The organism is Candidatus Binataceae bacterium (assembly GCA_035500095.1).
In the GTDB taxonomy this organism is placed as follows: Bacteria; Desulfobacterota; Binatia; order Binatales; family Binataceae; genus JAKAVN01.
The window spans coordinates 1-22,560 of record DATJXN010000058.1; the positions used below are offsets into that span (position 1 = coordinate 1).

Consider the following 22,560-nt stretch of genomic DNA (forward strand, 5'->3'; position numbering starts at 1 on the left):
GCGGCGCCTGGGCCGCCGCCGAGGCCCCCGAAGATGGGATGGACGCTCCAGGCCGCCGTGTCGCTCATGGCGGCGCTGCTCGCGCTGCGCGGGGGCCTCTTCTCGGCCGCGCCGCCCTCGGCCGAGCCATGTCCGGTGGGAGCGGCCAGCTTCATGGCCGCGCACGCGCTTGCCGGTAACATCCTCGGCGACTACGCCTGGGGCGGCTACCTCATCTGGCACGCGCCGGCGGGATCCCGCGTCTTCATCGACAGCCGCTTCGAGATGGTCTATCCGCCGCGCGTCCAGCGCGAGTACCTCGATTTCATTCGGGGCGGCGCGCGCGCCGCCGCCATGCTCGCCGCGTATCCGACCGACTACGTGGTCATGCCGTCGGATTCGGCGGCGGCGCGCTTCATGAGCGGGGAGGCGCGATGGCGCATGATCTATCGCGACCCGGTCGCGGCGCTTTTTGCCCGCGCCGATTCGCCCGCCGCGCATATCGCGGGAGTTCCGATCCTGCGCAAGGACGCGCCGCCGAGCTTGTTTCCCTAAGCGGCGCTGCGGCGCTTCATAATAGCGGCCGCCTCAGGCTCTGTCGGCGGGAGGTTGGGGATGCTGCTGCGTCAGACAGTGAATCGCGCCGAGGCCCCAGACCAGGTCCCGCGACGGGATGCCGACGACGCGGCGTCCGGGAAACAGCCGACCGAGCGTCGCGATTGCCACCGCGTCCTGCGCGCAATCGAATGTCGGCACAATCACGCCGCCATTGAGGATATAGAAGTTCGCATACGACGCCGGTACCCGGGTGCCTTCATGAAACAGCGCGGGCGGCATCGGCAGCTTCTCGATCGTGAGCGCGCGCCCCGCGGCGTCGCGCATCGCTTTCAGCCGCTTCAGGTTGTCGGCGAGCACGCGGTAATTTTCGTCGCGCGGGTCGTCTTCGACCACGGTCACCACCGTCGCGGGAGCGACGAACCGCGCCAGGTCGTCGACGTGGCCGTCGGTGTCGTCGCCCGCGATTCCGTCTCCGAGCCAGAGCACGCTGGTCACGCCGAGCCAGTACTTGAGCCGCCGCTCGATCTCGGCGCGGTCGAGCGCCGGGTTGCGATTGGGATTCAGCAGGCACGACTCCGTGGTGAGGAGCGTGCCTGCGCCGTCAACGTCGATCGAGCCGCCCTCGAGTATCATCGGCGGTACGATTACTTCGAAGTCCCATCGCTCGCCGAGCCGGCGCGGCACCGCGTCGTCGAGGTCGTAGGCGCCGTATTTTTCGCCCCATGAATTGAAGCCGAAATCCAACGCGACCTGCGCGGGAGCATCGCCGGCCGGCGCGTCGCGATTAACGAAGATCGGTCCGTGGTCGCGAATCCACGAATCGTTCGTAGCGACGGTTGTGAACGCGATGCGATCGAGCCGCGCCGACTCGCCTGCCGCGGCGACGATTGCTGCGCGAGCCTCCTCGGCCATCGTGTCACTGGCGACCAGCAAACGCAGCGGCTCGAATTCTGCGATCGTCGCCGCCATCTGACCAAAGAGCGGCGGTATTGCGTCGAATTTACCGGGCCAGGTGTCGCGGTTGTGCGGCCATACCAGGTAGGTCGCCAGATGCGGCGCCCATTCGGCCGGCATCCGGTACGATGCCGGGAGCTGCGGCGATTCGGGTGAAGGCGGCGGCGTCACCGGTTTACGCTTGCATGCGAGACGGTCGTCATCCGAGCCTTCCGGGGAATCAAGAGCGGAAGCGGCGCAGCAGGTCGCCGTAGGCGTCGATACGCCGGTCGCGCAGGAAGGGCCAGTTGCGCCGGGTTTCTTCGATAAGCGCGAGGTCGCAGTCGGCGATAAGAATCTCCTCGCCCGCGCCGGCGCGCGCTATCACCTCGCCGAACGGATCGACCACGAATGAGCTGCCCCAGAACTCGAGGCTGTCCTCGACGCCCACCCGGTTGGCCACAGCGACGAACATCCCGTTGGCAATAGCGTGCCCGCGCTGGACCGTTTCCCATGCCTCCAGCTGGCGGCGGCGCACCCGCTCAACTTCCCCGCGTTCCCATCCGATCGCCGTCGGATAGAAAACGATCTGCGCGCCCGCCAGCGCGACCAGGCGCGCCGCCTCGGGAAACCATTGGTCCCAGCACACCAACGCGCCGATCGTCCCATGGGCGGTGCGATGAGCGGTGAAGTCGAGATCGCCCGGGGTGAAATAGAATTTCTCGTAATAGTGCGGGTCGTCCGGAATATGCATCTTGCGGTAGCAACCGGCGAGCCGTCCGTCGGCATCAATCGCCACCGCCGTGTTATGGTAGATGCCTTCGGCGCGGCGCTCGAAGATCGAACCGACCACGACGACCTTGCGCGCTGCGGCCGCCGCGCTAAGCGCTTCGGTGGTCGGCCCGGGGATCGGCTCTGCGAGGTCGAAGTATCGTGCCTCTTCCGACTGGCAGAAATAGCGCGAGCGAAACAGTTCCTGCAGGCAGACGACCTTGGCGCCGCGCGCAGCGGCCTCTTCGATCCGGACCAGCGCCTTTTCCAGATTGCGCGGCGGCTCGGTCTCGCAACTCATCTGCACGAGTGCGACGCGAAGCGGTTGGGAAGCCATGACCTATCTTGATAGCAACCGACAGCGAACGCTGCCAGCGCGGCGGCGTTAACCTACCATGATCGATGCGCGGTTCGTCCGTTGGACCCCGGCGCGATTCGGATTAGGATTGGCATTGCGATGAACCAGTCTTGCGGCGCTGCGGCAGGCTACGTCGATTGGCTGCGGTCACGAACGAAGCGGATCGTTCGGGCGCTTGAAAGCGCCGCCGCGCCTGTCGTCGCCGAGTTGCGCCACCTCAATGGCGTCGGCGCCAATGCTTCGTCGCGGCGCGATCGCGTGCGCCTCGTCAAGCAGGCTCTCGCGCAGAGCAAAAAAGGGCCGAACCGTTGCTGCTGAGCGGCCTCGGCGGGCCATCTTCTAAGCACTTTTTCCTGCAGAAATAGGCACTCTTCCGCTCGCGTGCAGGCGGTTTCCCGATTTGGCACTCCCTTCGCATCGGCTAGCTTGCGAAGCATGAATTCGCCCACGCTTCGCTGCCAGGCCTCGTGGTCCGCGTCGTAAGGGCAAAGAAGGGACGCTCATGGCAAATCGAACTCTATCCGATGATTCGGGATCGAAGGGCGACGGCGTGGTCGAATCCAAGGGACGGATCAGACAATGGGCCGAAGGAATGCGGGTAGAGGCGCTGGCCAACCTCGCGCACGAATTGCGCACGCCGTTGCAGGTGCTGCACGGCTATCTCGATATCCTGCGCGACGAATGGGCTGAAAGGCTCGATGCCGAGCCGCGATCGATGCTGGACCGGATGAACAGCAACATGCACGACCTCTCCCAGACCGTCGACAACATCATGGAGTTCGTGATGTCGGAGGCCGGAGTTACCGGCCGGGTGCAGGAATACGTCCTTGTAAGCAATCTGGTGAGCGACCTTGCCCCGGCGATCGAAGCGGCCAGGGGCGGCAAGGATGTCAGTCTCAAGATCGACCTCGAGGATGCACCGCCGACAATTCATCTCGCGCGCCGGCCGCTGCGCTCGATTCTTTCCAACCTGGTCCTCAACGCGATCAAGTTCACCGACCATGGGAGCGTCACCGTCCGTATAAGCGGCGCGCCCGCCCGTGACGCGGAGCCCGGCCTCGTGCTCGAGGTCAGCGATACGGGGATGGGGATGAGCCCGGCGCTGATCAAACAGGCAGCCGAGCCGTTCACGCAGCTATCGCGGACCAGCGCGCGCAAGTATCGCGGACTTGGCCTGGGCCTCGCCGTGGTGCATCGCAATGTCCGGGCGCTGGGCGCCCAAGCTCGAAGTCACCTCGACGCCGGGCCGCGGCCCGGTGCTTCGTTGTGCGTATGCCGCCCGCCCCGTTCATCACCGAGCAGCGGGCTAAAAAGGTGGACAAACGGATCTTCGGCCGCGGCGGCAGAGCGGGCAAGCACACACCCAGACCCCCTGCGATTCAGCCGCCTCCCGCGTTACCGCGGAAAGCGGCCGTCGCCACTGACGGCCGGGTGGTCGTGCTCTTGTGATTCGTTTCGTGAAGACGCCAGCGTCCCCTGAAAAGCGCGGCGGCGGAGTCGGCGGTTAAAAGGGGGATCGCCTATTCGTCCTACCGGTAGTGACGCATCAGCCCGACCACCACGCCGCGAATCCTCAGGTTGTCTTCGCTGACGAAAATTGGATCCATGCTGGCGTTGGCCGGCTGCAGGCGGACCTTGCCGCCGTTTTCAGGGAAGTATTTCTTGACCGTGGCTTCATCGCCGATAAGCGCGACCACGGTTTCGCCCGGTGTAGCCGCGTCGCGTCCCTCGACGATGATGTAGTCGCCGTCGCGAATGCCCTCGTCGATCATCGACTCGCCTTTGACGCGCAGACAGAATGTGTTGTCCCGCCGCACGAACTCCTCGGGCACCGCGATAGTGTCATTGCTTTCGACGGCTTCGATCGGCACGCCGGCGGCGACGGTGCCGACAAGTTTCAGCTCGTGCGCCGCTGGCCGCTTGCTTTCGACCGTGACTTCGAGCGCGCGGCTGTGATTGTGTACGCGCCTGATGAAGCCCTTTTGTTCGAGGTTATGTAGATGCTTGTGCACCGTGGCCAGCGAGGATAGTCCGAAGTACTGTCCGACCTCGCTCAGTGTCGGCGCGTAGCCGTGCTCGGTGATATAGTTCTCTAGGAAATCGACGAGTTGCTTCTGCCGTTTTGTGAGCGTGGCCATCAATTCATCTACCTCCATCGGAACTTTCGTTGGCGGCGCGATCCATGGTGGCGAAAATCCGGCGAATCTGCAAGTATGGCAGAGACAGCCCTCGCAAAGCGTCCTCAAAACTGATCCACTGGAAAGAGATGGCCAGGATTCGCGTTATCTACGAAAGCGGCGAGCCCGAGCGGGTTATTGAATTCAACCCTGCCGAGGCACCGTTCTATCATGACGGCAGACCCGGCTCGATCCTCGACGTCCTGTTAGGCCATCATATCCACCTGGAGCATGCCTGCGGAGGTAATTGCGCCTGCACCACTTGTCACGTGATCGTCAAATCGGGATTCAACAAGCTCTCGGAGTCCTCCGAGCAGGAGGAAGACCTGCTCGATAAGGCGCCGGGGCTGACGCCGACCTCGCGCCTGGCGTGCCAGGCGGTGATCGAGGATCCCGACACCGAAATCGTAGTCATGGTTCCCCGCTACACCATTAACCAGGTAAGTGAGAGTGCGCCAAAGCCCGAGCCGTGAACGGAACGCCCTCGCCGGCTCGTCTGGAGACTTGTACCGCGATGAGTGAGCCGGGGACGCCCGCCGCTTCGCCGCCGCGGCGGCAGGTTTACCGCGCGCGCGTCGAGCGGGTACACGATCACAACTCCGACACGCGGTCGCTGTTCCTGAGTCTCGTCAACGGCGGGCGGCTCGCCTTCATCCCCGGCCAGTTCATCTCGATCTCGCTCGCGCTAGAAAACGAAACGCGCGTGCGGCCGTATACTCTTGCTTCGAGCCCGGAAGATACCGGTGCGATCGAAATTTGCTTCAACCGGGTGCCGGGCGGTGTCGGCGTGCGCTACCTGTTCGAGCGCAAGGCCGGCGACGAACTTCAATTCACGGGGCCGTTCGGAGCGTTCACGATGGAACGCGCGCCGGAGCAGGAATGCGTATTCATAGCCGAGGGCACCGCGATCGCGCCGATTCGCCCGATGATCCGCCGCGCCCTCGGCATGCCGTCGCCCCCGCCGATCAACCTGCTCTACGCGGCGACCGATTCAGACCATCTCCTTTATCGCCACGAGATCGAGGAGTGGTCGGCGGCAGGAGTCAAATTCACGTCCGTCCTGGCGCCTGCCGCGGAGCTTTACGCGCGGCTGATCGCCGAAGCGCAGCGCCGATGGATCGACGCCGATTCCGAACGCGGCCGTCAGTTTTACGTATGCGGCGTCGGCATAGGCGTGCTCGCACTTCGCGATCTGTTGCGCGGGGCCGGCTACGAGCGGCGCGCCGTTCACTACGAACAATGGTGACGTCGCCGCCCGCGCGGCTTAGGGAATTTTCTTGAGCGGCTTGCCGCTCTGGTCATAGATCGTCAGCGCCGACTCGCCGCCCGCCGTCTGCAGCTGCACGCGGGCGCCGCCCTTGGCGCCGGACAGCGTGAGCGAGCGCTGGTCCTTGTCCATCGCCATTTCGGCAGCGTTGCTGCCGTCGGGGTTGAGCAGCGAGAACGCGGCAGGCCCGTCATGGGCCGCGACATTTACCGCCAGGCGCGGCTTGCCCTCGTCGCCTGACAGCGCAAGCATCGTAGCGCCCTCCTTGGTCACGACCAGCGCGGCGCGCTCGATCCCCTGCTGATCGTAGAGGCCCAGATGCGACATTCCCTCGCCCGAGACGTTGAGCTTGACGCGCACGTTGCCCTGTTCGTCCATCACTTCGAATTGCTTCGCGCTGATGCTCGTCAGCAACTGTTGATCGGCGGCCGCCGCTGCCGCCGCGGGCCACATCCGCGCCGAAGCCGCGCCGCCGAGCGCCCCCGCGATCAGCGCCGCGATCAGAATCGTCCGGTTCCCGGTCTGTTTCATCGGTTCGTCCTCTTTTCCTCAAGCTGTCAGTTCGGCCAGGATGCTGTGCTCGCCGACGAGCCCCTCGACGCGGAGCGCGCGTTTTAAGCGCCGCTCGCGTTCGAGCCGGCGGGCGGCGCCATCAACCAGGGCCGGGTCGATCGCCAGCACGCGCGCGACGGCTCGTTCGGCGCCGAACCCCGCGATCTCGAAATACCGGCGCACGACGAGATAGGCGGCCTCGCTGCGCGAGAGTTCGCGCGTCTGGCGGAGCGCCTCGCCCCATCGATGCTCCATCGTGTCCCACACGTAAGTGAAAGGGTCGTAGCGCTCTTCGACCTTGAGCGCGAGAAATTTCTCCTGCAGCTCCTTCATCGCACGATCGAACTCTCCGCGCATTTTCGGCGGCGCGTGCCCGGAGCCCAGCTTGAGCGCCCGGGTCTCGGCGGGGCCGCGGCGCGCAAGCGCGTCCATCACCAGCTTCGCGCAGTGCGAGAGCATCCCGCGCTCGTAAAGCGCGCGGTAGCCGCGCGGCTCGGCGCGCAGTCGGAGGAAGGCGGGGAGAAAGGCGCGCGCGATGAAGCCCGGCCGCCCGGCCATCACCTTGCCATAGTAAACAAGTCTTTTGGCCGGCAGCGTATCCTTGATGCTCCAGGTCATCATGATCGCGTGGTCGTGCTGGATATGTTCGGGCAGCGGCGGCTCGCGCATTCCCTCGATCGCTTCCCGCAGGCACGGCACGCCCAGGCCCGCCGTGAACGCCGCGCAAAATCCGACCTCCTCGATGAAGCCGAGGGCCGCGCGCTCGCCGCGTAGGCTCCGATGGCGGACGCGGCGGAAATGATGGTCGCGATGGCGTTCGAGCGCGTCGAGCGGCGGCGGCGCAGGCGCGCGATGCGCTCGCGGGGGCTTGCGCATGGTTGCCGTGCTCATGCCGGTATTTTCGTCACGCAGTCCCGGAACAGGTCGTGATAGTTGGCGCGCACGCCGAGCCCGCGCATTATGCCGTCGAGTCCGACCAGCGCGCGCACGGTAAACACTCCGTGCGCGGGCGATTTGTAGAGCTTGTACTTGAAGGCGATTTCGCCCACCTGGGCGAGTTTCCCGACCAGGTCGTACTCCTCGGGCCCGTAGAGGCGGTCCTCCAGCACCGGCTCGAACAGCAGGTGAACGGCTTCGATCATCGGGCCCGGCTTCTGCGCGCGGTCGAGGTAGCCGAGCTTGACCAGCGCCAGCCCGAGCGCGCGGTCGTTGCGCTCGACCAGCGCGCGCGCGAACTGAAGATTGGCGCGGCGAACCGCTTCGGGATAGTGGCGAATCGATCCGAAGTCGAGCACGCAGATGTGCGGATGATGCGTCACCAGGTAGTTGCCGGGATGCGGGTCTGTGTGGAGCACGCCGAATTCGAGCAGCTGGCGCCAGACCAGCTCGTAGTATTTGCGCGTGACCCATTTGCGCAGCGCCAGGTCGGCCGCCGGGTTCATCAGGTCGGAGAGCCGGTAGCCGTCGAGGTAGGTGATCGTGAGCACGCGGCGGGAACTCAAGTCGTCGATCACGCGCGGGATGACCGTTTCGGGATCGTCGGCGTAGAGCGCATGGAATTCCGTGGTGTTGCGCGCCTCGATCCGGTAGTCGAGCTCCTCAACCAGCCGCTCCTCCAGTTCGCGATAGACCGTGCGGGTTTCGATCTTTTGGCGCATCAGGTCGCCCGCGATCGCCTGCAGGGTGCGCAGCAGAAGCTTGAGATTGCCGAGATCCTGACGCACGGTCGCGTCGATGCCCGGATACTGCACCTTGACCGCGACTTCCTCGCCGTTTTTCAGCCGCGCGCGATGGACCTGGCCGAGCGAGGCTGCGGCGAAAGCCCGCGGCTCGAAATTCGCGAAGAGCTGTTCCGGGCGTTTGCCGAGTTCGCGGCGGATCTGCTGCGCGATCAGCGGGTAGTCCATCGGCGGCACGCCGTCGCGCGTGGTCTTGAGCAGATCGATCGCCTCGAGCGGCAGCAGATCCTCCCGCATCGAGAGCATCTGCACCAGCTTCATGAACGCGCCGCGCAGTTGGGTGGAGCTTTCGACGATGCGCCGGGCGTTGCGGATGTGCGTGGCGAGCAGTTCGCGCTCGTGGCTGGCGGCGTCGAGGAAGGGCTTGCGCAGCGACGTCCACAGGTAGCTGGTGCCGACTTGCGAGGCCAGTCCGCCCATCTTGAGCGCCCGGCGCGTGCGCCCCGAGGTGATCGATTTGTTCGACTTTCCGCTCACGTCCGCTCCCGGGCGATCCCGACGCGATTGATGAGAGTGGCGGCGAAGGCGGCACCGAAACCGTTGTCGATATTGACCACGGTGACTCCGCTCGCACACGAATTGAGCATTCCGAGCAGCGCCGCCACGCCGCCGAACGCGGCGCCATAGCCGACGCTGGTAGGCACCGCGATCACCGGCTTGTCGGTCAATCCCGCCACCACTGAGGGCAGCGCCCCTTCCATTCCGGCGGCCACGATCAGCACTGCCGATGCGTGCACGCGCTCGAGGTTGGCGGTCAGACGATGGATGCCGGCGACGCCGACGTCATAGAGCCGCTCGACCGCATTGCCGAAGAGCTCGGCGCAGAGCGCCGCCTCTTCGGCCACCGCAAGGTCCGAGGTTCCGGCGCAAATCACCATCACGATTCCCTGCCCGCGCTGCGCGGGCCTGCGCTTGACGATCACGCCGAGGCGGGCTTCGGGATGATACACGAGGCCGCGGAGGCGGCGGCGCAACTCACGCGCCTTTTTCGGGTCGAGCCGCGTGACCACCAGGTTGGCGCCCCCCTCGACAACGCGCGCGCCGATCGCCGCGATTTGCGCGGCGCTCTTGCCCTCGCCAAAAATCACCTCGGGTACTCCGCGGCGCAGCGCGCGATGCTGATCGACCTTGGCGAAGCCGAGATCCTCGAAGGGCATATGGCGCAGGCGTTCGAGCGCCGCTGCGGCGTCAAGCCTTCCCGCCGCGACCTGCTCCAGCAGCCGGCGCAAGCGCTCCTCGGTCATCGTAATTGCTCTCGGGCCGGCCGCATTCCCCGGTTAGCGCCGGCGCGCCTGCTCGGCATACAGTGGCCGGGCGGGCGTGATCAGAATTTCGCGCACCGCGCGCGCGTCGGCGCGCACCACCGTGAGCGTCGCTTCGCCTGCCTTGAGCTGTTCGCCGGGCCGGGGAATATGACCAAGACGTTCGACCACGAGCCCGCCGATCGTAGCATACTCGGCGCTTTCCGGCAGTCGCAGTCGGAAGCGCTCGTTGAGTTCGGTCACGGTCGCGCGCGCCGACGCGCTGAGCGCGCGCGGACTTATCACGCGCACCAGTTCCTCGCCCGGCGCGTGCTCCTCTTCGATCTCGCCCACGATCTCCTCGAGCAGGTCCTCGAGCGTAAGAATCCCCGCCGCGCCGCCGTACTCGTCGACGATGACGGCCAGGTTCTGTCCGGTGCGCTGGAAGGTGAGCAGCATCTGGTCCAGCGGCGTGGATTCGGCATAGTATGCCACCTGGCGCATCACTTCGCTGACCGGACGGCTCAGGTCGGGCGCTTCGAGGAGATCGAAGACGTGGAGCAGCCCCACGATGTTGACGATACGCTTTTCGAAGACCGGGATCCGGCTGAAGCCGGAGCGCCGCGCGATTTCGGCGGCTTCCGCGAGCGTGGTTTCGAGCGCGGCCGCCTCGACCCGCACCAGCGGCACCATCGCCTGGCGCGCTTCGGCGTTCCTGAAGCGGAAGATGCGGCTGATCATCTGGCGCTCGGCCGGCAGGATCGCATCCGCGATCGAAGGCTGCGGCTGATCGGCAAGCGAGCGAATCATCAGGGCGAGGTCTTCGCGCGTGATGAACACGCTCTGCATGTCAGAGGGCACGCCGGCGAGCCGTCTGAGCCATCGGCTGACCACGGTTTCGATCTGGAGCATCGGCCAGAAGGCGGCTTCGAGAGCGCGCAGCGGGGTCGCGGCGATCCGTGCGAAACTGATCGGACGGCGGAAGGTCAGGAGTTTGGGCAACGATTCGCCGATCAGCAGCGTCAGCGGGGCCAGGATGAAGGGCGCGAGATAGGAATAGTGGGGTCCGAACTGATGCATGAACACGGTGAGCACGCTGGCGGCGATAACCGTCGCCAGGTTGGCCCCGGTGAGCGTGAGCGCCAGCACCCGCTCACGGCGGCGCAGCAGCGCGAGCAGCAACGGAGTTTCGCGCTGGTCGCGCGCATTGGCGGCCGCGAGCTTAGTCTCGTCGGTCACCACCATCGCGATTTCGCTGGCGGCGAAGAAAGCCTGCACCAGAATACACGCCGCGATCGCGGCGATGAGCACGCCTAGCTCCATCGCGTGAGCCTCACCTGCTCGATCGTCGCGCCGCGCACTTTCTCGACTTTCGCCTCGAACGCGCCCAGCCGCAGTTGCTCGCCTGGCTGCGGAACGCGGCCGAGCCGGCGCAGCACCAGCGAGCTGAGGGTGCGTTCGTGGCCGCGCGGGGCAAAGGCATTGCCGCCGTCGAGCGCCTCTGTCAGGCGCGCGAGGCCGATCGTCCCGGAGGCGATCCATGCCTGCTCGCCGGCTGGAGCGAGGTCGGGGCCTTCGAGCTCGAATTCGTCGCGCAGTTCGCCGAACAGCTCTTCGAGCAGGTCTTCGAGCGTGACCAGTCCGAGAAGCTGGCCGTATTCGTCGACCACGAACGCGAGCTGGAGGCGGCGCTGACGCATCTCCTCGAACAATTCGCCGAGCGTCTTGCCCGGCGGCACGAAGTAGGCTTCGCGGACCAGCCGCTCCAGGCGCGGCGGCATGGACTCCAGGCGCCGCGCGATCAAATCCTTGGCCCGCAGCACCCCGACGATATTGTTGAGATTGCCGCGGTAAACGGGGACGCGCGAGAAATGGCCGTGAGCGACTTCGGCGATGATGCGTTCGGCGGGGGTGTCGAGGTCGAGCGAGAAGATGCGCTCGCGCGGCGTCATGATCTCGGAGACCCGCCGCGAACCGAAGGCAAAGACCTTGTCAATCAGCTCGCGCTCGGCGGGCGCCACCTGGCCGAACCGTTCGCTCGCCACCAGCAGCGCCTTGAACTCGCTTTCCGAAAGCGGCGCGGTGGGCGTCGGCTCCTCGGGCACCAACAGCCGCGCCAGCGGATGGAGGGTCAGCGCGGCCGAGGCCAGCGGCGGTGCGGTCAGCCGCGCCACCGCGGCGGGAAAGCCGAGGGCGAAGGTCTTGGGCGCGATGTCGCTGACCAGCAGCACCAGCACGAACATCACCGGCACCGAAATCCATCCTCCCGGCGGCCCAAGCCAGGCCAGGAGAAAAGTTGTCGCCAGACATTCGGCGAAGATGTTAATCGCCTCGTTGAACCCGATTATCACGAGCAGCGATTCGAGCGGGCGGCGCAGCAATGAATCGACGGCCTTGGCCGCCGCCTCGCCCAGGCGCGCGCGGGTGTGCTGCATTCGCGCCAGCGCGAAAAGCGCGGTTTCCGAGGCGGCGAGCAGCGCACTCGCTCCGAGCAAAAGGATGACCAGCACTAACAGCATCGCCGATACTTCGATCGCCTACCCATCCGGTAGCGAGCGCAACTGGTCCCATCCGGCCAGCGCCGGCGCACCGCCGCGCACCGCCACGCGGCCCGCGTTTACCAGCACTGCTTCGCCGGAAGTAGTGACGCGGCCGATACGGCTCACGCATACCCCCAGGCTGCGGGTCAGCGCGGCCGCGGCACGCGGCTCGCGCAGACAGAACAGCAATTCGTAGTCTTCGCCACCGCCAAGCGCGAGCGTCGGATCGCCGCCCAGCACCGCGCGGTAGGCTTGAGAAAGCGGCAGCGCGGCGGCGTCGATCTCGGCGCCGACGCGGCTCCGCTCGAGAAGATGGCCGAGGTCCTGCCACAGCCCGTCGCTTAAATCGATCGCGGCGGGCGCGGGTTTGATCCGGGCCAGGCGCAATCCGGCCGCGATACGCGCGGCAGGCTGCAGAAAGCGATCGACCAGGAACTTGCGCGCGGCGCCGCGCGCGCGAAGGCGCCCCGACAGGATACGCAGTCCAGCCGCCGCGTCGCCCAACGTGCCGGTTACGTAGATCGCGTCGCCCGGACGCGCGGCGTCGCGCCTGAGCGCACCGCCGGGAACCTCGCCGAGCAGTGCGATCGTGACGGTCAGCTCTTTCGCGCGGGTGACGTTGCCGCCAACCACCTCGACCTGGGCTCGACGCGCGGCGCTGCCCAGCCCCGCGTACAGCCGCTCGAAAAATCGCACGCCGAGCCCCTCGCGCACCGCGAGATTGACCACGCATGCGGTCGGCTTTCCGCCCATCGCCGCGATATCGCTGAGGTTGACCGTCAGCGCCCGCGCGCCGAGCGCTTCAGGAGTGGTCCACGCGACCCTGAAGTGCACATCCTCGACCAGCGAATCGATGGTGAAGAGCTGGCGCGTGCGAACCGGGGGCAGGATCGCACAATCGTCGCCGGGACCGAGGATTGCGCGGCGGCTCGGGCCGAGATGCCCAAGCAGCCGCTGGATTAATTGGAACTCTCCGGGCGTTCTGCTCACAGGGTTCGCCAGGCGGCGAAAGGCGTGACGCGCAGCCTCAGTGGCGATGGCCATGCGCCGCTGCACGCGGCGAAGTTCCAGACTTGGCGGTCACGAAGTCACGCTAGAGCATTCGCGTAACGCGGGCAATACCGAAGGCGCCGCCGGTGTGGAAAAGGCTTGCCGGTCGCGAGGTCTCGCGTCCCGCCTGAACCCGAAGTACCCAGGCCTCGCCACCGCGAGAACGGGCAGAGCCATGAAGGCTCCAACGCGACCGGTCCTTCGGAATCCTGCGTTCAATGCGCAGCGGCGGCGCTCCCGCCCTGGGGGCGGATTCGCGGCAGGAAGAGGGCGATGATGAGCGCGACGCCCATCAGGTAGCACAGCGATCGATAGATATCGTTAAGCGAAAGCATCATCGCCTGACGCTGTACCTGGCTATAGATCATGGCGAGGCCCTGCTTCTGGCCGGTGACGAGCGAATGCATATAGTCGAAATGCATCGCGCCCGGCATGCGCGGTCCCGTCGCACCGAGACGCCAGGCGTCGAAGACCGTGAGATGGTTTACCAGGTAGCTTTGGCGAGTCTGTTCGAGGTGGGTCAGATAGGTGGTCAGAGTCGAGGTCCCGATCGACGCGCCGATGTTGCGCACCATCGAGAAGAAGCTCGCCGCATAGCCCATGTTCTCGCGGCTGACCGAGCTCAGCGCCGCGCCCGCCAGGGTCGGGAAAATCAGGCCCATCCCGATTCCCTGGATCACCGTGGGCCAGACGAAGTTCGAGATGCTCATCGTGAGATCGAGCGTCGAGAGCTGCCATTGCGCGACCGCAATCAGGATGTAGCCGAGAAAGACCAGCTTGCGCGTGTCGAAACCCTTGCGCGCGATCGCGCCGAGCAGGAACATCGCCGCCATCACGCCCATCCCGCGCGGCGCCATCGCGAGCCCCGCCTTCCACGCGGTGTAGCCGAGCAACTCCTGCAGGAAGACCGGGTTGAGAATCTGCATCCCGTACGCGGTGAAGGTCAGGATGATGAGCAGCGCGGTCGGAACCGCGAAGGAGCGGTTGGTGATCAGCTTGACCTGGAGAATCGGATTGGGCGTGCGCCATTCGTGCACGATCAACACGACAAAGGCGCTTAGCGCGATTGCGGAGAAGTAGACGACCCAGGCGCTCTGAAACCAGTCGGCGCGATCGCCGCGGTCCATCACGATCTCGCCGAGGCCCAGCGAAAGCACCAGGCACAGGATTCCCAGGTAGTCGGCGCGGCCCTTGCCCTTGAGCTTGCGCAGGTACGGCGGATCGTGGACGAAAGTCCAGACCATCAGCCCCGCGGCGATGCCGATCGGCACGTTGATATAGAAATTCCAGCGCCAGTTCCAGTTGTCGGTGATCCAGCCGCCCACCGTCGGGCCCATGATCGGCGCGACCATCAGGCCCACTCCCCACATCGCCATCGCCAGCGCCTGCTCGTTGGGCGGAAAGGTCTCCATCAGGATCGCCTGCGACAGCGGTTGCAGCGCGGCGCCGGCGATTCCCTGCAGGAAGCGGAACGCGACCATCTGGTTGAGCGTCTGTGCCGCGCCGCACATCGCCGAGGACAGCACGAAGGTGACGATGCAGATCAGGAAGTAGTTCTTGCGCCCGAACTGCCCGGCGACCCATCCGGTGGTCGGAATCATGATGCCTGCCGCGACCAGGTAGGTCGTCACGACCCAGGTCACTTCATCGACGCTGGCCGAGAAGCTGCCCTGCATGTGCGGCAGCGCGACGTTGACGATCGAGCTGTCGAGAACCTCGAGGATGGTGCACAGGATGACCGCGAGCGCGATGAGCCACTTGAGCGCCCCTTCGACGTAAGCGTGCGCCTGCGCGGGCGCTTCGATCGTTGCGGCGGCTTCTGCCATCAGCGGGTTACCGGGACGCGGCCGGGCGATAGAACTCGGTACTTTGACGCAGTCGCTACAAGCCGATAACTCGGCGCGGCCGGAGCTTCGAATTTCGCGCAGGCACGAACGTGACGGTAATTATGCAAGAATCGCGGGCCTTCCGCGAGTAGCGTGCGCGCGACGCACCCACCGATACGGCCGCTCGCGCTCGCAATCGACCTGAGCGGTGCGGACAACGAGTATCGATCGTCCGCGGGCGGCCGCTCGAAGAAGGTCACGCCCTTCGACGCAAGATAAACCTCGACGGTTTCATTCAGCGCGCGCTCGAACTCCTCATCGGGCGGTGGCTGCCGACCCATCGACTGCGCTGCCGCCGAAAGCATCCCCATCCGCCATCTGAGCCGCGCCGTGGCCGCGCCGGTCTCGAAACCGCGCGCGAGCCCGTCGCCGAGAAAGCTTGCGATCACGCCAAAGCTGCGGGCCGCGCGCCGCATCGCGGCTGCCTGCGGCGGGAACGAAGGTTCCAGCGCGGCGGCATAAACGAGCAGCGCAATTTGAATTCGCCCGGCGTGCTCGCGCTGCTCCAGCAACTGCGTGCGCCGGGCGCGCAACTTGCCCGGCGAGAACATCGCGACCCATTCGTCACTGCGCAGCGCATTGTCGATCGCATGAGCGGAGAGCCAGGCGGCGTCGGCCGCGACGATTTGCCCGGTGGCCGCGGACGCGGCCTCGAGCGGAACGCTCGAGGCGAGCGTCACTACCGTTGAATCGGCCGCACCGCCCCATGCACGAAGCCATCCGCGCCGCACCGTTGCATCCAGCGCGGGATCGTCAGGGCGAAGCGGCAGCACATAAACTTTGCTTGCCGCCGCCACCGCGTCCGCGGGATCGGCCGGCGGTTGCACCTCGACCCAATGGCCTTTCTCGCACGCGATCGGCGCATAGACCGCGATCGCTGGACAGAGCGCAGGTTGATAAACGGCGACCAGTTTTTCCGTAAAGCCGTGGCGCTCGATCGCGCCGGCAAGCGCGCTGGCCTCCTGCCAATCGAGCGCCCGCGGATAGCGTACTCCCGCCGCCCATGCCGCTTCAGTCGCGAGCGCCGGGCTGCCGAAGGGCGTAAGCGTCGCGAGCGCAATCACTAGCGCGGCAACGGCGGCGCGGCTAGTCTCGCGCATCCGGGCAAGCCATCCGGACAGCCAGACGGCTGCAAGCACGCTCGCCGCGAGACCCGACTGTACGACGAAACGTCCGGGGTCCTGAAAAAGCCAGGCCAGCGGCGCAATCGCCCATGCGATGAGAAACGCATTGTCGCGCGGCCGCTCCATCGCGGCGGCAAGACCAATAAGTCCGAGTGCGTCGAGCAGCGGGTCGAGCAGGAGCGGCGAGCAGTTGCGCACCCCGCTGAACCATTGCGCGTAACGCAGGCAATGGAGAGAGCAGGGCGCGGTGATGATTGCGATCGCAAGGCCGACGCGAATCAGGTCGCCCCATCGGCGAGTCAGCGCGGCGGCGACGATCATCCCGAGCGGAACCATCGCGAGGCCGGCGATATGGACGTAGATCGCTGCCGAGGCGGCGACCGCCGCCGGCGCCAGGCGCCGGCCAAGAAAAAGCTGTATCGCCCAGGGAGTCAGGATGAAGAGCCATCCGGAAGGAATTCCGGACGCGAACGAAGCCGACGCATAGCCGGCGCCGCTCAAGAGCGCGGCCGCGAGCAGCATCGCCCATTCTCCGCCCAACGTCAGCGCGAAGAACGCGGCGGTCGCGATCGCCGCCGCCCACTGCGCCGTCGCGAGGATCGCGTTGGCGAGCACGTAGTCATCGCCCGTCCCGCCCACGGCGCGGCCTATTGCACCGATCGCCAGATGGAGCAGCGGAGCCTGCAGATTCGGCCGTCCGCCGGGTCCGAAGTTGATCCGGTCCCACGCGACCAGTCCGTGTTCGCCGTATTGGCGTGCGAGCGAGACGTGGTAGCCGGAATCGAGCGTGACGCGCCAGTCATTGAGCGTCGAGAGCAGCAGTGCGCCGTGCAGGCAGAAGATGACGATCGCGGCGATTATTACCCAACGCCGCAAGCGCGCTCAGTGTGCCGCGGAGGAACGAACCGCGCCGCGCCTGCGGCATCGATCGCAGAGCGCGCGCACTTCGACCGAGCATCCCAGCAGACGGAATTCGCCGAGCGTCTCCCGGCCGGCGAGCAGGCGATCGAATTCGGGCGCCTCGACGTCCTCGACTCGCTTGCAGCGCACGCAGACTACGTGATGATGCGGGCGGGTGTTGCCGTCGTAGCGCGCGGTGTCGTGCAGCGGCGTGACCTTGCGCGCCTCGCCGACCTCGCACAGGCGTTCGAGCGTGCGATGGACGGTGGCGAGCGAGATACGCGGATGTTCGCGACGGACGCGCGCGTAGATGCGATCGGCGCGCGGATGGTCGCCCGATTCGAGCAGAGCGCGCAGCACGGCGAGGCGCTGCGGAGTCACCGCCATCTTTTTGCGCCGGCAGTTGGCGATAAATTCGGCGAGCCTGGATTCGGCGTATTGGCCGCGGCCGCGCGGGCCTAACAGTTTAACTTCCGTCACTGATAATGATTATCATCCGCTCCGGCGCCGCGATCAATCCCTGCGCGCCCGGCCTGCGCCGCTGGTGCGCCCGCTTCGCCTCACCAAAGCGGCAGCTTGATACCTGCGGTTACCAGCGCGCCGCTCATCACGCCCATCAGCGCCTCGCCCGCCACCATCCCCGCCGCGTACAGCAGCCCCGAGCCGCCGCCGCTCTCTCGCGTGCTGCCGCCAAGCGCCTCGCGTGTGAGCGCGCCCAAAAAGATTGCGACGCTCAAGCCGAGCGGCAGGTAGAGGCCGATCGCGACCGGCATCACGGGCGTGCGCCATCGCGTGCCGCGCCGCTCGAGGATCCGATCGGCGCCAACCAGCACCGCGGCCAGCAAGGCGCCCGCCGCGATCATGCGCCAGGGCAGGCCGCCCGCAAAAACTCCTTGCGCAACCTTGGCCATCAGGAACGCTTGAGGCGCGGCCAGCGCGCCCGCGCGCGCGCCCGCTGTCCCCGCGATTCCATAGCCGCGAATCAGCATGTTCAGGATCGGCGCCATCAGCAGCGACGAGCCGAGCGCGCCCACCAGCACCGAGATTTCGAGCGCGCGCGGCGTCGCCCCGACGTGGTATCCGGTTGCGAGGTCATGCAATGAATCGCCGGCCATCGCGGCAGCCGTACATACGACGGCGCCGGCGGTAATCGCCAGATGCGGCCCGATCCCCGCCGGCACGCCCCAGAGCTTGAGCAGCACCGCGATCGCCAGCAGCACGATAATCGTCACGCCTGAAACCGGATTGTTCGACGCGCCGACGATCCCGGTCAGGTAGCCGGCGATCGCGGTGGCGAAGAAACCGATGAACGCCAGCGCGAGCGACAGCACGGCGCTCAGCAGGACGCTTCCCGAGAGAATCAGGCAGATCGCGAAAATCAGCGGGGTTACGAGCGCGACGGCGCCCAGCACCGCGGCTGTCGAGAGGTCGCGGTCCTCGCGGGCGACGGCGACCGCGTGAGTCGCGCGCGCCATCCGGATGCTCTCGCGGAGGGCGCGGCCGATGGGTTCCCGCAGCCGCCAGAGCGTCGCCACTCCTCCCACCAGCATCGCGCCGACCCCGAGGTAGCGCACCTGTCCGCTCCAGATTGTGTGCGCGGCAGCCTGCGGGTCGAGATTGCGCAACTCCGGGTGGTACGCGCTCGCGATCGGTATTGCGACGAGCCAGGCTAAGGCGCCGCCGCCGAAGACCAGGCTCGCGATTCGAATCCCGATGATGTAGCCGATCGCCGGCAGCGCCGCAGAGACGTCGATCGCGCCGGCCAGCACGTACTCGCCGGCCCATTGTGCGGACTGCACCGCTTGAGGGAGTGCGCCCACGATATCCTGCGCGGCCTTGAGCGCGGCTGCCGCGAGTCCGCCCCACAAAAGCGGCATCGCACTCGCGCCTTCGGCTTCGCCCGCGCGGAGCACCTCGGCGCACGCGACGCCCTCCGGAAAGGGCAGGCGCTCTTCGACGATATAGGCGCGGCGCAGAAAAACCACCAGCAGACTGCCCATCACGGCGCCGGCCGCGGACAGCATCGTGACGTCGCGGTACGACAGCGCGCCGGTCTCGCCCAGCACGACCAGCGCAGGGAATGTGAAAATCGCGCCCGCCGCGACGGCTTCTCCGGCTGAGGCAATCGTCTGCACCACGTTGTTCTCGAGAATCGTCGCGCGGCCGAGCGCCCGCAGCACCGCCATCGAGATCACCGCGGCCGGGATGCTCGCCGAGACGGTCATGCCGGCATAAAGCCCGAGGTAGGCGTTAGCCGCGCCGAGCAGCAGCGCGAGTGCCAGGCCAAGTGCGATCGCGCGCGGCGTGATTTCACGCGGCGGCGCGTCGTCGCCGGAGGAGGGCGGCGCTGCGCTCAGCCAGGCCACTGGAGACTTGTTGAGAGGATGCGGCGAAGGACGACGATCAGAAAAGTGTGACCGGGCACGAAGGCGGGGACGGTCACATCGCCGCGTGCTGAGCCGACGCCGAGTTTACGTGCGGCTGACCGGCCTCGTCCCATCCCTTGATTCCGTCGGCCATCACGCTCACGTCCAGGTAACCTGCTGCGACCGCCCGCCGGGCGGCCCCGTGCGAAGCCATTCAACGCGTGTTGGCGCAGTAAAAAACCAGCTTCGCGCTCTTGGCCGGCGGCAGTTCGGTCGCGACGTCGTAGCTGTCGTATGAGGAAAGCAGCCGCGCTCCCGGAATCACGCCCCACTTGTCGCGGGTATCCTGAACGTTCGCGTCGAGGATCACGACATGCGAGTTCGGATCGGCTCTCAGCGTGGCGAGATCGGCGACGTTGATGAGTTTGAATTTGTCATCTTCATGCTTGCTGCCGAGCAGCGCGGAGATCTTGTCCCAGGGGGACAACCCGCTGCCAGCGCGCGCCGGCATCGCGCCCGCAAGCGCCATCGCCGCGAGCAGCGCTATCGAGGTCATCAGCCTGCGCATCTTAACGCTCTCCTGTTTGAGTCCAGGGCCTCGCCATTGCCGCTCTGGTCGAACAATAAAACGATAACACGGCCGCTCTCAGGCGTCCAAGCCAGCCGCGTGCGACGCTGAAGCACGAAACGCTTTGGCTGATTAACACTCCCAACGACGGTTGAGTTCCGTCGCGGCCGGTGTGTTCGGGGCGGTGCCGTTCTTGCCACCGCGGGCACAAACTCGCCAATATGGCGCCGGTTGTCTATGCTCCCCAAAGCGGGCGCATCGTCAGCGCCGTGAAGTGCCGCAAAGGCGGGGGCGTATGAAGCCGGAGCAAACGGAATGAGCGACGAATTCAAATCGCGGGCCAGGAAATGGCCCAAGGGAAATCACTACGAGGATTTCGAACTCGGCCACGTTTACCAGCATCACTGGGGACGTACGCTGAACGACGGCGACAACAGCCTGTTTTCGACCCTGACGCTCAGCTTCAACCCGCTCTACTTCAACGCGGATTACGCGGGCGCCCACGGCCATCGGGGCGTCGTGCTCAACCCGATGCTGGTTTTTCTGACCGTATTCGGGCTCTCGGTCGAGGATTTGAGCGAGGCCGGCGGTTTGTTCCTCGGCGTCGACGATCTTAAATTCCATCGGGCCCTCTATCCCGGCGAAACGCTTAGCGCGCGCAGCACGGTGATGGACAAGCGCGAGTCGTCGAGCCGGCCCGAGAGCGGGATCGTCACCTGGCACACCGAGGGCCACGACAGCCGCGGCGAGCTGGTGATCGACTTTCGCCGCACCAACCTGGTCAGCAAGAGGAACGTCAATAAATGAATTACCTCACCGACGAGCGCAAAATGATTCAGCAGATGGCGCGCGACTTCGCCATCGAGCAGGTCCTGCCCATCGCCAACAAACTCGACCCCGAGCAAGGCGACATCCCGATGTCGCTGCGGGACAAGATGGGCGAGCTCGGCTACTTCGGCATCCTGATTCCCGAGGAATACGGGGGGCTGGGGCTCGGCGTGTTCGAGTACGCGCTGGTGACCGAGGAACTGGCGCGGGCGTGGATGAGCGTCGCCAGCATCATCGCGCGCGGCAATTCGCTATGGGGCGGGGTGACGGAAGAAGACAAGCGCCGCTACTTTCCGAAAATCGCGCGGGGTGAATGGCTCGGCGCGTTTTCGCTCTCAGAGCCCGACGCGGGCTCCGATCTGGCCAACGTGGCATGCAAGGCGGTGCGCCAGGGCGATGAATGGGTGATCAACGGCACCAAGACCTGGTGCACGTTCGCCGACGGCGCCGACTATATCGTGCTGTTCGCGCGCACCTCGCCGCCGACCGACCCCAAGCGCCGCCATGTCGGGATCAGCCAGTTCCTGGTGAAGAAAGAACGCGGCACCTTCCCGTCCGGAATCTCCGGATCGCCGATTCGCAAAATCGGCTACTTCGGCTGGAAGACCTTCGAGCTCCATTTCGACAACTTCCGTCTGCCGGCCGAAGCGCTGCTCGGCGAGGAAGGGCGCGGATTTTACGCGATGATGTCGGGGCTGGAGACCGCGCGCGTGCATACCGCCGCGCGTGCGATCGGGCTGGCGCGCGGCGCGCTCGAGGATTCCATCGAGTACGCCAAGCGCCGCTCGCAGTTCGGCCATCCGATCGGCGACTTTCAGGCGATACGGTTCAAGCTGGCCGAGATGGCCGCCAATATCGAGGCCGCTCGCCAGTTGATGTACTTCGTCGCCAACGAGGTGGACAGCAAGCGCCGCTGCGACAAGGAGGCGTCGATGGTCAAGTGGTTCGCCTCCGAGATGGCCGAGCGGGTCACCAGCGACGCACTGCAGATTCACGGCGGCTATGGCTATACGAAGGACTTTGCGATCGAGCGCTACTGGCGCGACGCGCGGCTGACCAAGATTTTCGAGGGCACCTCGCAAATCCAGCTTCGCGTGATCTCGGACCGGCTGCTGGGGCCGCAAGACTAGACGCGCGCGAGACGGGAGCGCATACGATGGCTGCTGATAGCGGAAAGGGATTGGCGCCGGAGCCGCAAAGCCTTACCGGCCGCGACAACTACTTCGAGGATTTCACGGTCGGCGACGTTTACGAACATGCGCGCGGCAAGACCGTCGGCGAGATCGACAACGTGCTCATCACCAACCTGGTGATGAACACGGCACAGGCCCATTTCAACGAGCACCTGATGGAGTCCAACCCGGTCGGCCATCGCATCACCTTCGGCGGTGTCACCGCCTCGCTGGTGATCGGGCTCGCGATGGAAGATACGGGAGAGCAGGCGCTGGCCGAACTCGCGCTGGACAAGATCCGGTTTCGCACGCCGGTCCTGCACGGCGACACGCTCTACGCGTTTTCCGAGGTGATGGAGAAACGCGATTTCGACGCGGCGATGGCCGGGCGTCCCGATCTTGCGCGGTACAAGAGCGCCGACGCGGGCGAGGTGCGTTTTCGCCACTGGGGTGTGAATCAGCGCGGCGAAGTGGTGTTCGAGGGCGAGCGGCGGGTGCTGCTCAAGCGCCGCGGGTTTCGGCTGCGCGCGAGCCCGCCGGCGAAGCCGGCG

24 protein-coding genes are annotated in these 22,560 nt (G+C 66.1%); 8 read left to right on the forward strand and 16 right to left on the reverse strand.

The features are described from left to right. The coding region (locus VMI09_06500; GenBank protein ID HTQ24329.1) for a hypothetical protein at positions 1 to 534 on the forward strand (534 nt) is incomplete at its 5' end. A 33-nt stretch (positions 535 to 567) separates the two neighbouring features. Here the strand turns inward: VMI09_06500 and VMI09_06505 are convergent. Continuing rightward, positions 568 to 1,611 carry an agmatine deiminase family protein gene (locus VMI09_06505; GenBank protein ID HTQ24330.1) on the reverse strand — a complete coding sequence of 348 codons (1,044 nt, stop codon included), beginning with the start codon at positions 1,609 to 1,611 and terminating at the stop codon, positions 568 to 570. A gap of 100 nt (positions 1,612 to 1,711) precedes the next feature. After that, a complete protein-coding gene (locus VMI09_06510) occupies positions 1,712 to 2,578 on the reverse strand; it encodes a carbon-nitrogen hydrolase (protein ID HTQ24331.1) in 867 nt (288 codons plus the stop codon). Positions 2,579 to 2,659: 81 nt separating this feature from the next. On the opposite strand from VMI09_06510, the gene VMI09_06515 reads away from it, so the two are divergent. Next, the gene (locus VMI09_06515) at positions 2,660 to 2,917 is read left to right on the forward strand and encodes a hypothetical protein (protein ID HTQ24332.1); all 258 of its coding nucleotides are present in this window, start codon (positions 2,660 to 2,662) and stop codon (positions 2,915 to 2,917) included. A 184-nt stretch (positions 2,918 to 3,101) separates the two neighbouring features. Next, positions 3,102 to 4,079 (forward strand): HAMP domain-containing sensor histidine kinase, encoded by a 978-nt coding sequence (locus VMI09_06520; GenBank protein ID HTQ24333.1) that lies wholly within the window; start codon positions 3,102 to 3,104, stop codon positions 4,077 to 4,079. A 49-nt stretch (positions 4,080 to 4,128) separates the two neighbouring features. Here the strand turns inward: VMI09_06520 and lexA are convergent, their stop codons facing one another. Further along, entirely contained in the window at positions 4,129 to 4,737 is a 609-nt protein-coding gene (gene lexA / locus VMI09_06525) for a transcriptional repressor LexA (protein ID HTQ24334.1), read from the reverse strand. A gap of 128 nt (positions 4,738 to 4,865) precedes the next feature. On the opposite strand from lexA, the gene VMI09_06530 reads away from it, so the two are divergent. Together VMI09_06530 and VMI09_06535 are read left to right on the forward strand one after the other, a co-directional pair. After that, positions 4,866 to 5,249: a 2Fe-2S iron-sulfur cluster-binding protein gene (locus VMI09_06530; protein HTQ24335.1), complete on the forward strand. Its 384-nt coding sequence runs from the start codon at positions 4,866 to 4,868 to the stop codon at positions 5,247 to 5,249. Positions 5,250 to 5,290: 41 nt separating this feature from the next. Further along, entirely contained in the window at positions 5,291 to 6,022 is a 732-nt protein-coding gene (locus tag VMI09_06535; GenBank protein HTQ24336.1) for an FAD-dependent oxidoreductase, read from the forward strand. An 18-nt stretch (positions 6,023 to 6,040) separates the two neighbouring features. On the opposite strand, the gene VMI09_06540 is transcribed toward VMI09_06535, so the two are convergent. From VMI09_06540 to VMI09_06600, 13 genes are all read right to left on the reverse strand, one after another. Next, on the reverse strand, positions 6,041 to 6,574 hold the full coding sequence (locus tag VMI09_06540; protein HTQ24337.1) for a hypothetical protein: 534 nt from the start codon (positions 6,572 to 6,574) through the stop codon (positions 6,041 to 6,043). Positions 6,575 to 6,592: 18 nt separating this feature from the next. After that, positions 6,593 to 7,486 (reverse strand): hypothetical protein, encoded by an 894-nt coding sequence (locus VMI09_06545; GenBank protein HTQ24338.1) that lies wholly within the window; start codon positions 7,484 to 7,486, stop codon positions 6,593 to 6,595. Next, entirely contained in the window at positions 7,483 to 8,811 is a 1,329-nt protein-coding gene (locus VMI09_06550) for an AarF/UbiB family protein (protein ID HTQ24339.1), read from the reverse strand. Before VMI09_06550 ends, VMI09_06545 begins: the two co-directional genes overlap by 4 nt. Continuing rightward, positions 8,808 to 9,578, reverse strand: a complete 771-nt coding sequence (gene larB, locus VMI09_06555; GenBank protein ID HTQ24340.1) for a nickel pincer cofactor biosynthesis protein LarB — start codon at positions 9,576 to 9,578, stop codon at positions 8,808 to 8,810. Before larB ends, VMI09_06550 begins: the two co-directional genes overlap by 4 nt. A gap of 33 nt (positions 9,579 to 9,611) precedes the next feature. Next, on the reverse strand, positions 9,612 to 10,898 hold the full coding sequence (locus VMI09_06560) for a hemolysin family protein (GenBank protein ID HTQ24341.1): 1,287 nt from the start codon (positions 10,896 to 10,898) through the stop codon (positions 9,612 to 9,614). Further along, complete coding sequence (locus VMI09_06565) at positions 10,889 to 12,094, reverse strand: hemolysin family protein (protein ID HTQ24342.1); 1,206 nt, start codon at positions 12,092 to 12,094, stop codon at positions 10,889 to 10,891. The genes VMI09_06560 and VMI09_06565 overlap by 10 nt, the downstream gene beginning before the upstream one ends. Before the next feature lie 18 nt (positions 12,095 to 12,112). Then, positions 12,113 to 13,105 (reverse strand): thiamine-phosphate kinase, encoded by a 993-nt coding sequence (gene thiL / locus VMI09_06570; GenBank protein ID HTQ24343.1) that lies wholly within the window; start codon positions 13,103 to 13,105, stop codon positions 12,113 to 12,115. Positions 13,106 to 13,380: 275 nt separating this feature from the next. After that, a complete protein-coding gene (locus VMI09_06575) occupies positions 13,381 to 14,991 on the reverse strand; it encodes a DHA2 family efflux MFS transporter permease subunit (protein HTQ24344.1) in 1,611 nt (536 codons plus the stop codon). Next, on the reverse strand, positions 14,991 to 17,051 hold the full coding sequence (locus VMI09_06580) for a hypothetical protein (protein HTQ24345.1): 2,061 nt from the start codon (positions 17,049 to 17,051) through the stop codon (positions 14,991 to 14,993). Before VMI09_06580 ends, VMI09_06575 begins: the two co-directional genes overlap by 1 nt. Positions 17,052 to 17,057: 6 nt before the next feature. Next, positions 17,058 to 17,555 carry a transcriptional repressor gene (locus tag VMI09_06585; protein ID HTQ24346.1) on the reverse strand — a complete coding sequence of 166 codons (498 nt, stop codon included), beginning with the start codon at positions 17,553 to 17,555 and terminating at the stop codon, positions 17,058 to 17,060. A gap of 80 nt (positions 17,556 to 17,635) precedes the next feature. Next, on the reverse strand, positions 17,636 to 19,441 hold the full coding sequence (locus VMI09_06590) for an oligopeptide transporter, OPT family (GenBank protein HTQ24347.1): 1,806 nt from the start codon (positions 19,439 to 19,441) through the stop codon (positions 17,636 to 17,638). 73 nt (positions 19,442 to 19,514) lie between these two features. After that, positions 19,515 to 19,655: a hypothetical protein gene (locus tag VMI09_06595; GenBank protein ID HTQ24348.1), complete on the reverse strand. Its 141-nt coding sequence runs from the start codon at positions 19,653 to 19,655 to the stop codon at positions 19,515 to 19,517. Further along, entirely contained in the window at positions 19,656 to 20,009 is a 354-nt protein-coding gene (locus tag VMI09_06600; protein HTQ24349.1) for a hypothetical protein, read from the reverse strand. A 315-nt stretch (positions 20,010 to 20,324) separates the two neighbouring features. On the opposite strand from VMI09_06600, the gene VMI09_06605 reads away from it, so the two are divergent. The 3 genes from VMI09_06605 to VMI09_06615 form a co-directional block, all read left to right on the forward strand. Beyond that, positions 20,325 to 20,816 (forward strand): MaoC family dehydratase, encoded by a 492-nt coding sequence (locus VMI09_06605; GenBank protein ID HTQ24350.1) that lies wholly within the window; start codon positions 20,325 to 20,327, stop codon positions 20,814 to 20,816. Beyond that, the gene (locus VMI09_06610; GenBank protein ID HTQ24351.1) at positions 20,813 to 21,967 is read left to right on the forward strand and encodes an acyl-CoA dehydrogenase family protein; all 1,155 of its coding nucleotides are present in this window, start codon (positions 20,813 to 20,815) and stop codon (positions 21,965 to 21,967) included. The genes VMI09_06605 and VMI09_06610 overlap by 4 nt, the downstream gene beginning before the upstream one ends. 26 nt (positions 21,968 to 21,993) lie before the next feature. Continuing rightward, the coding region (locus VMI09_06615; GenBank protein HTQ24352.1) for a MaoC family dehydratase at positions 21,994 to 22,560 on the forward strand (567 nt) is incomplete at its 3' end.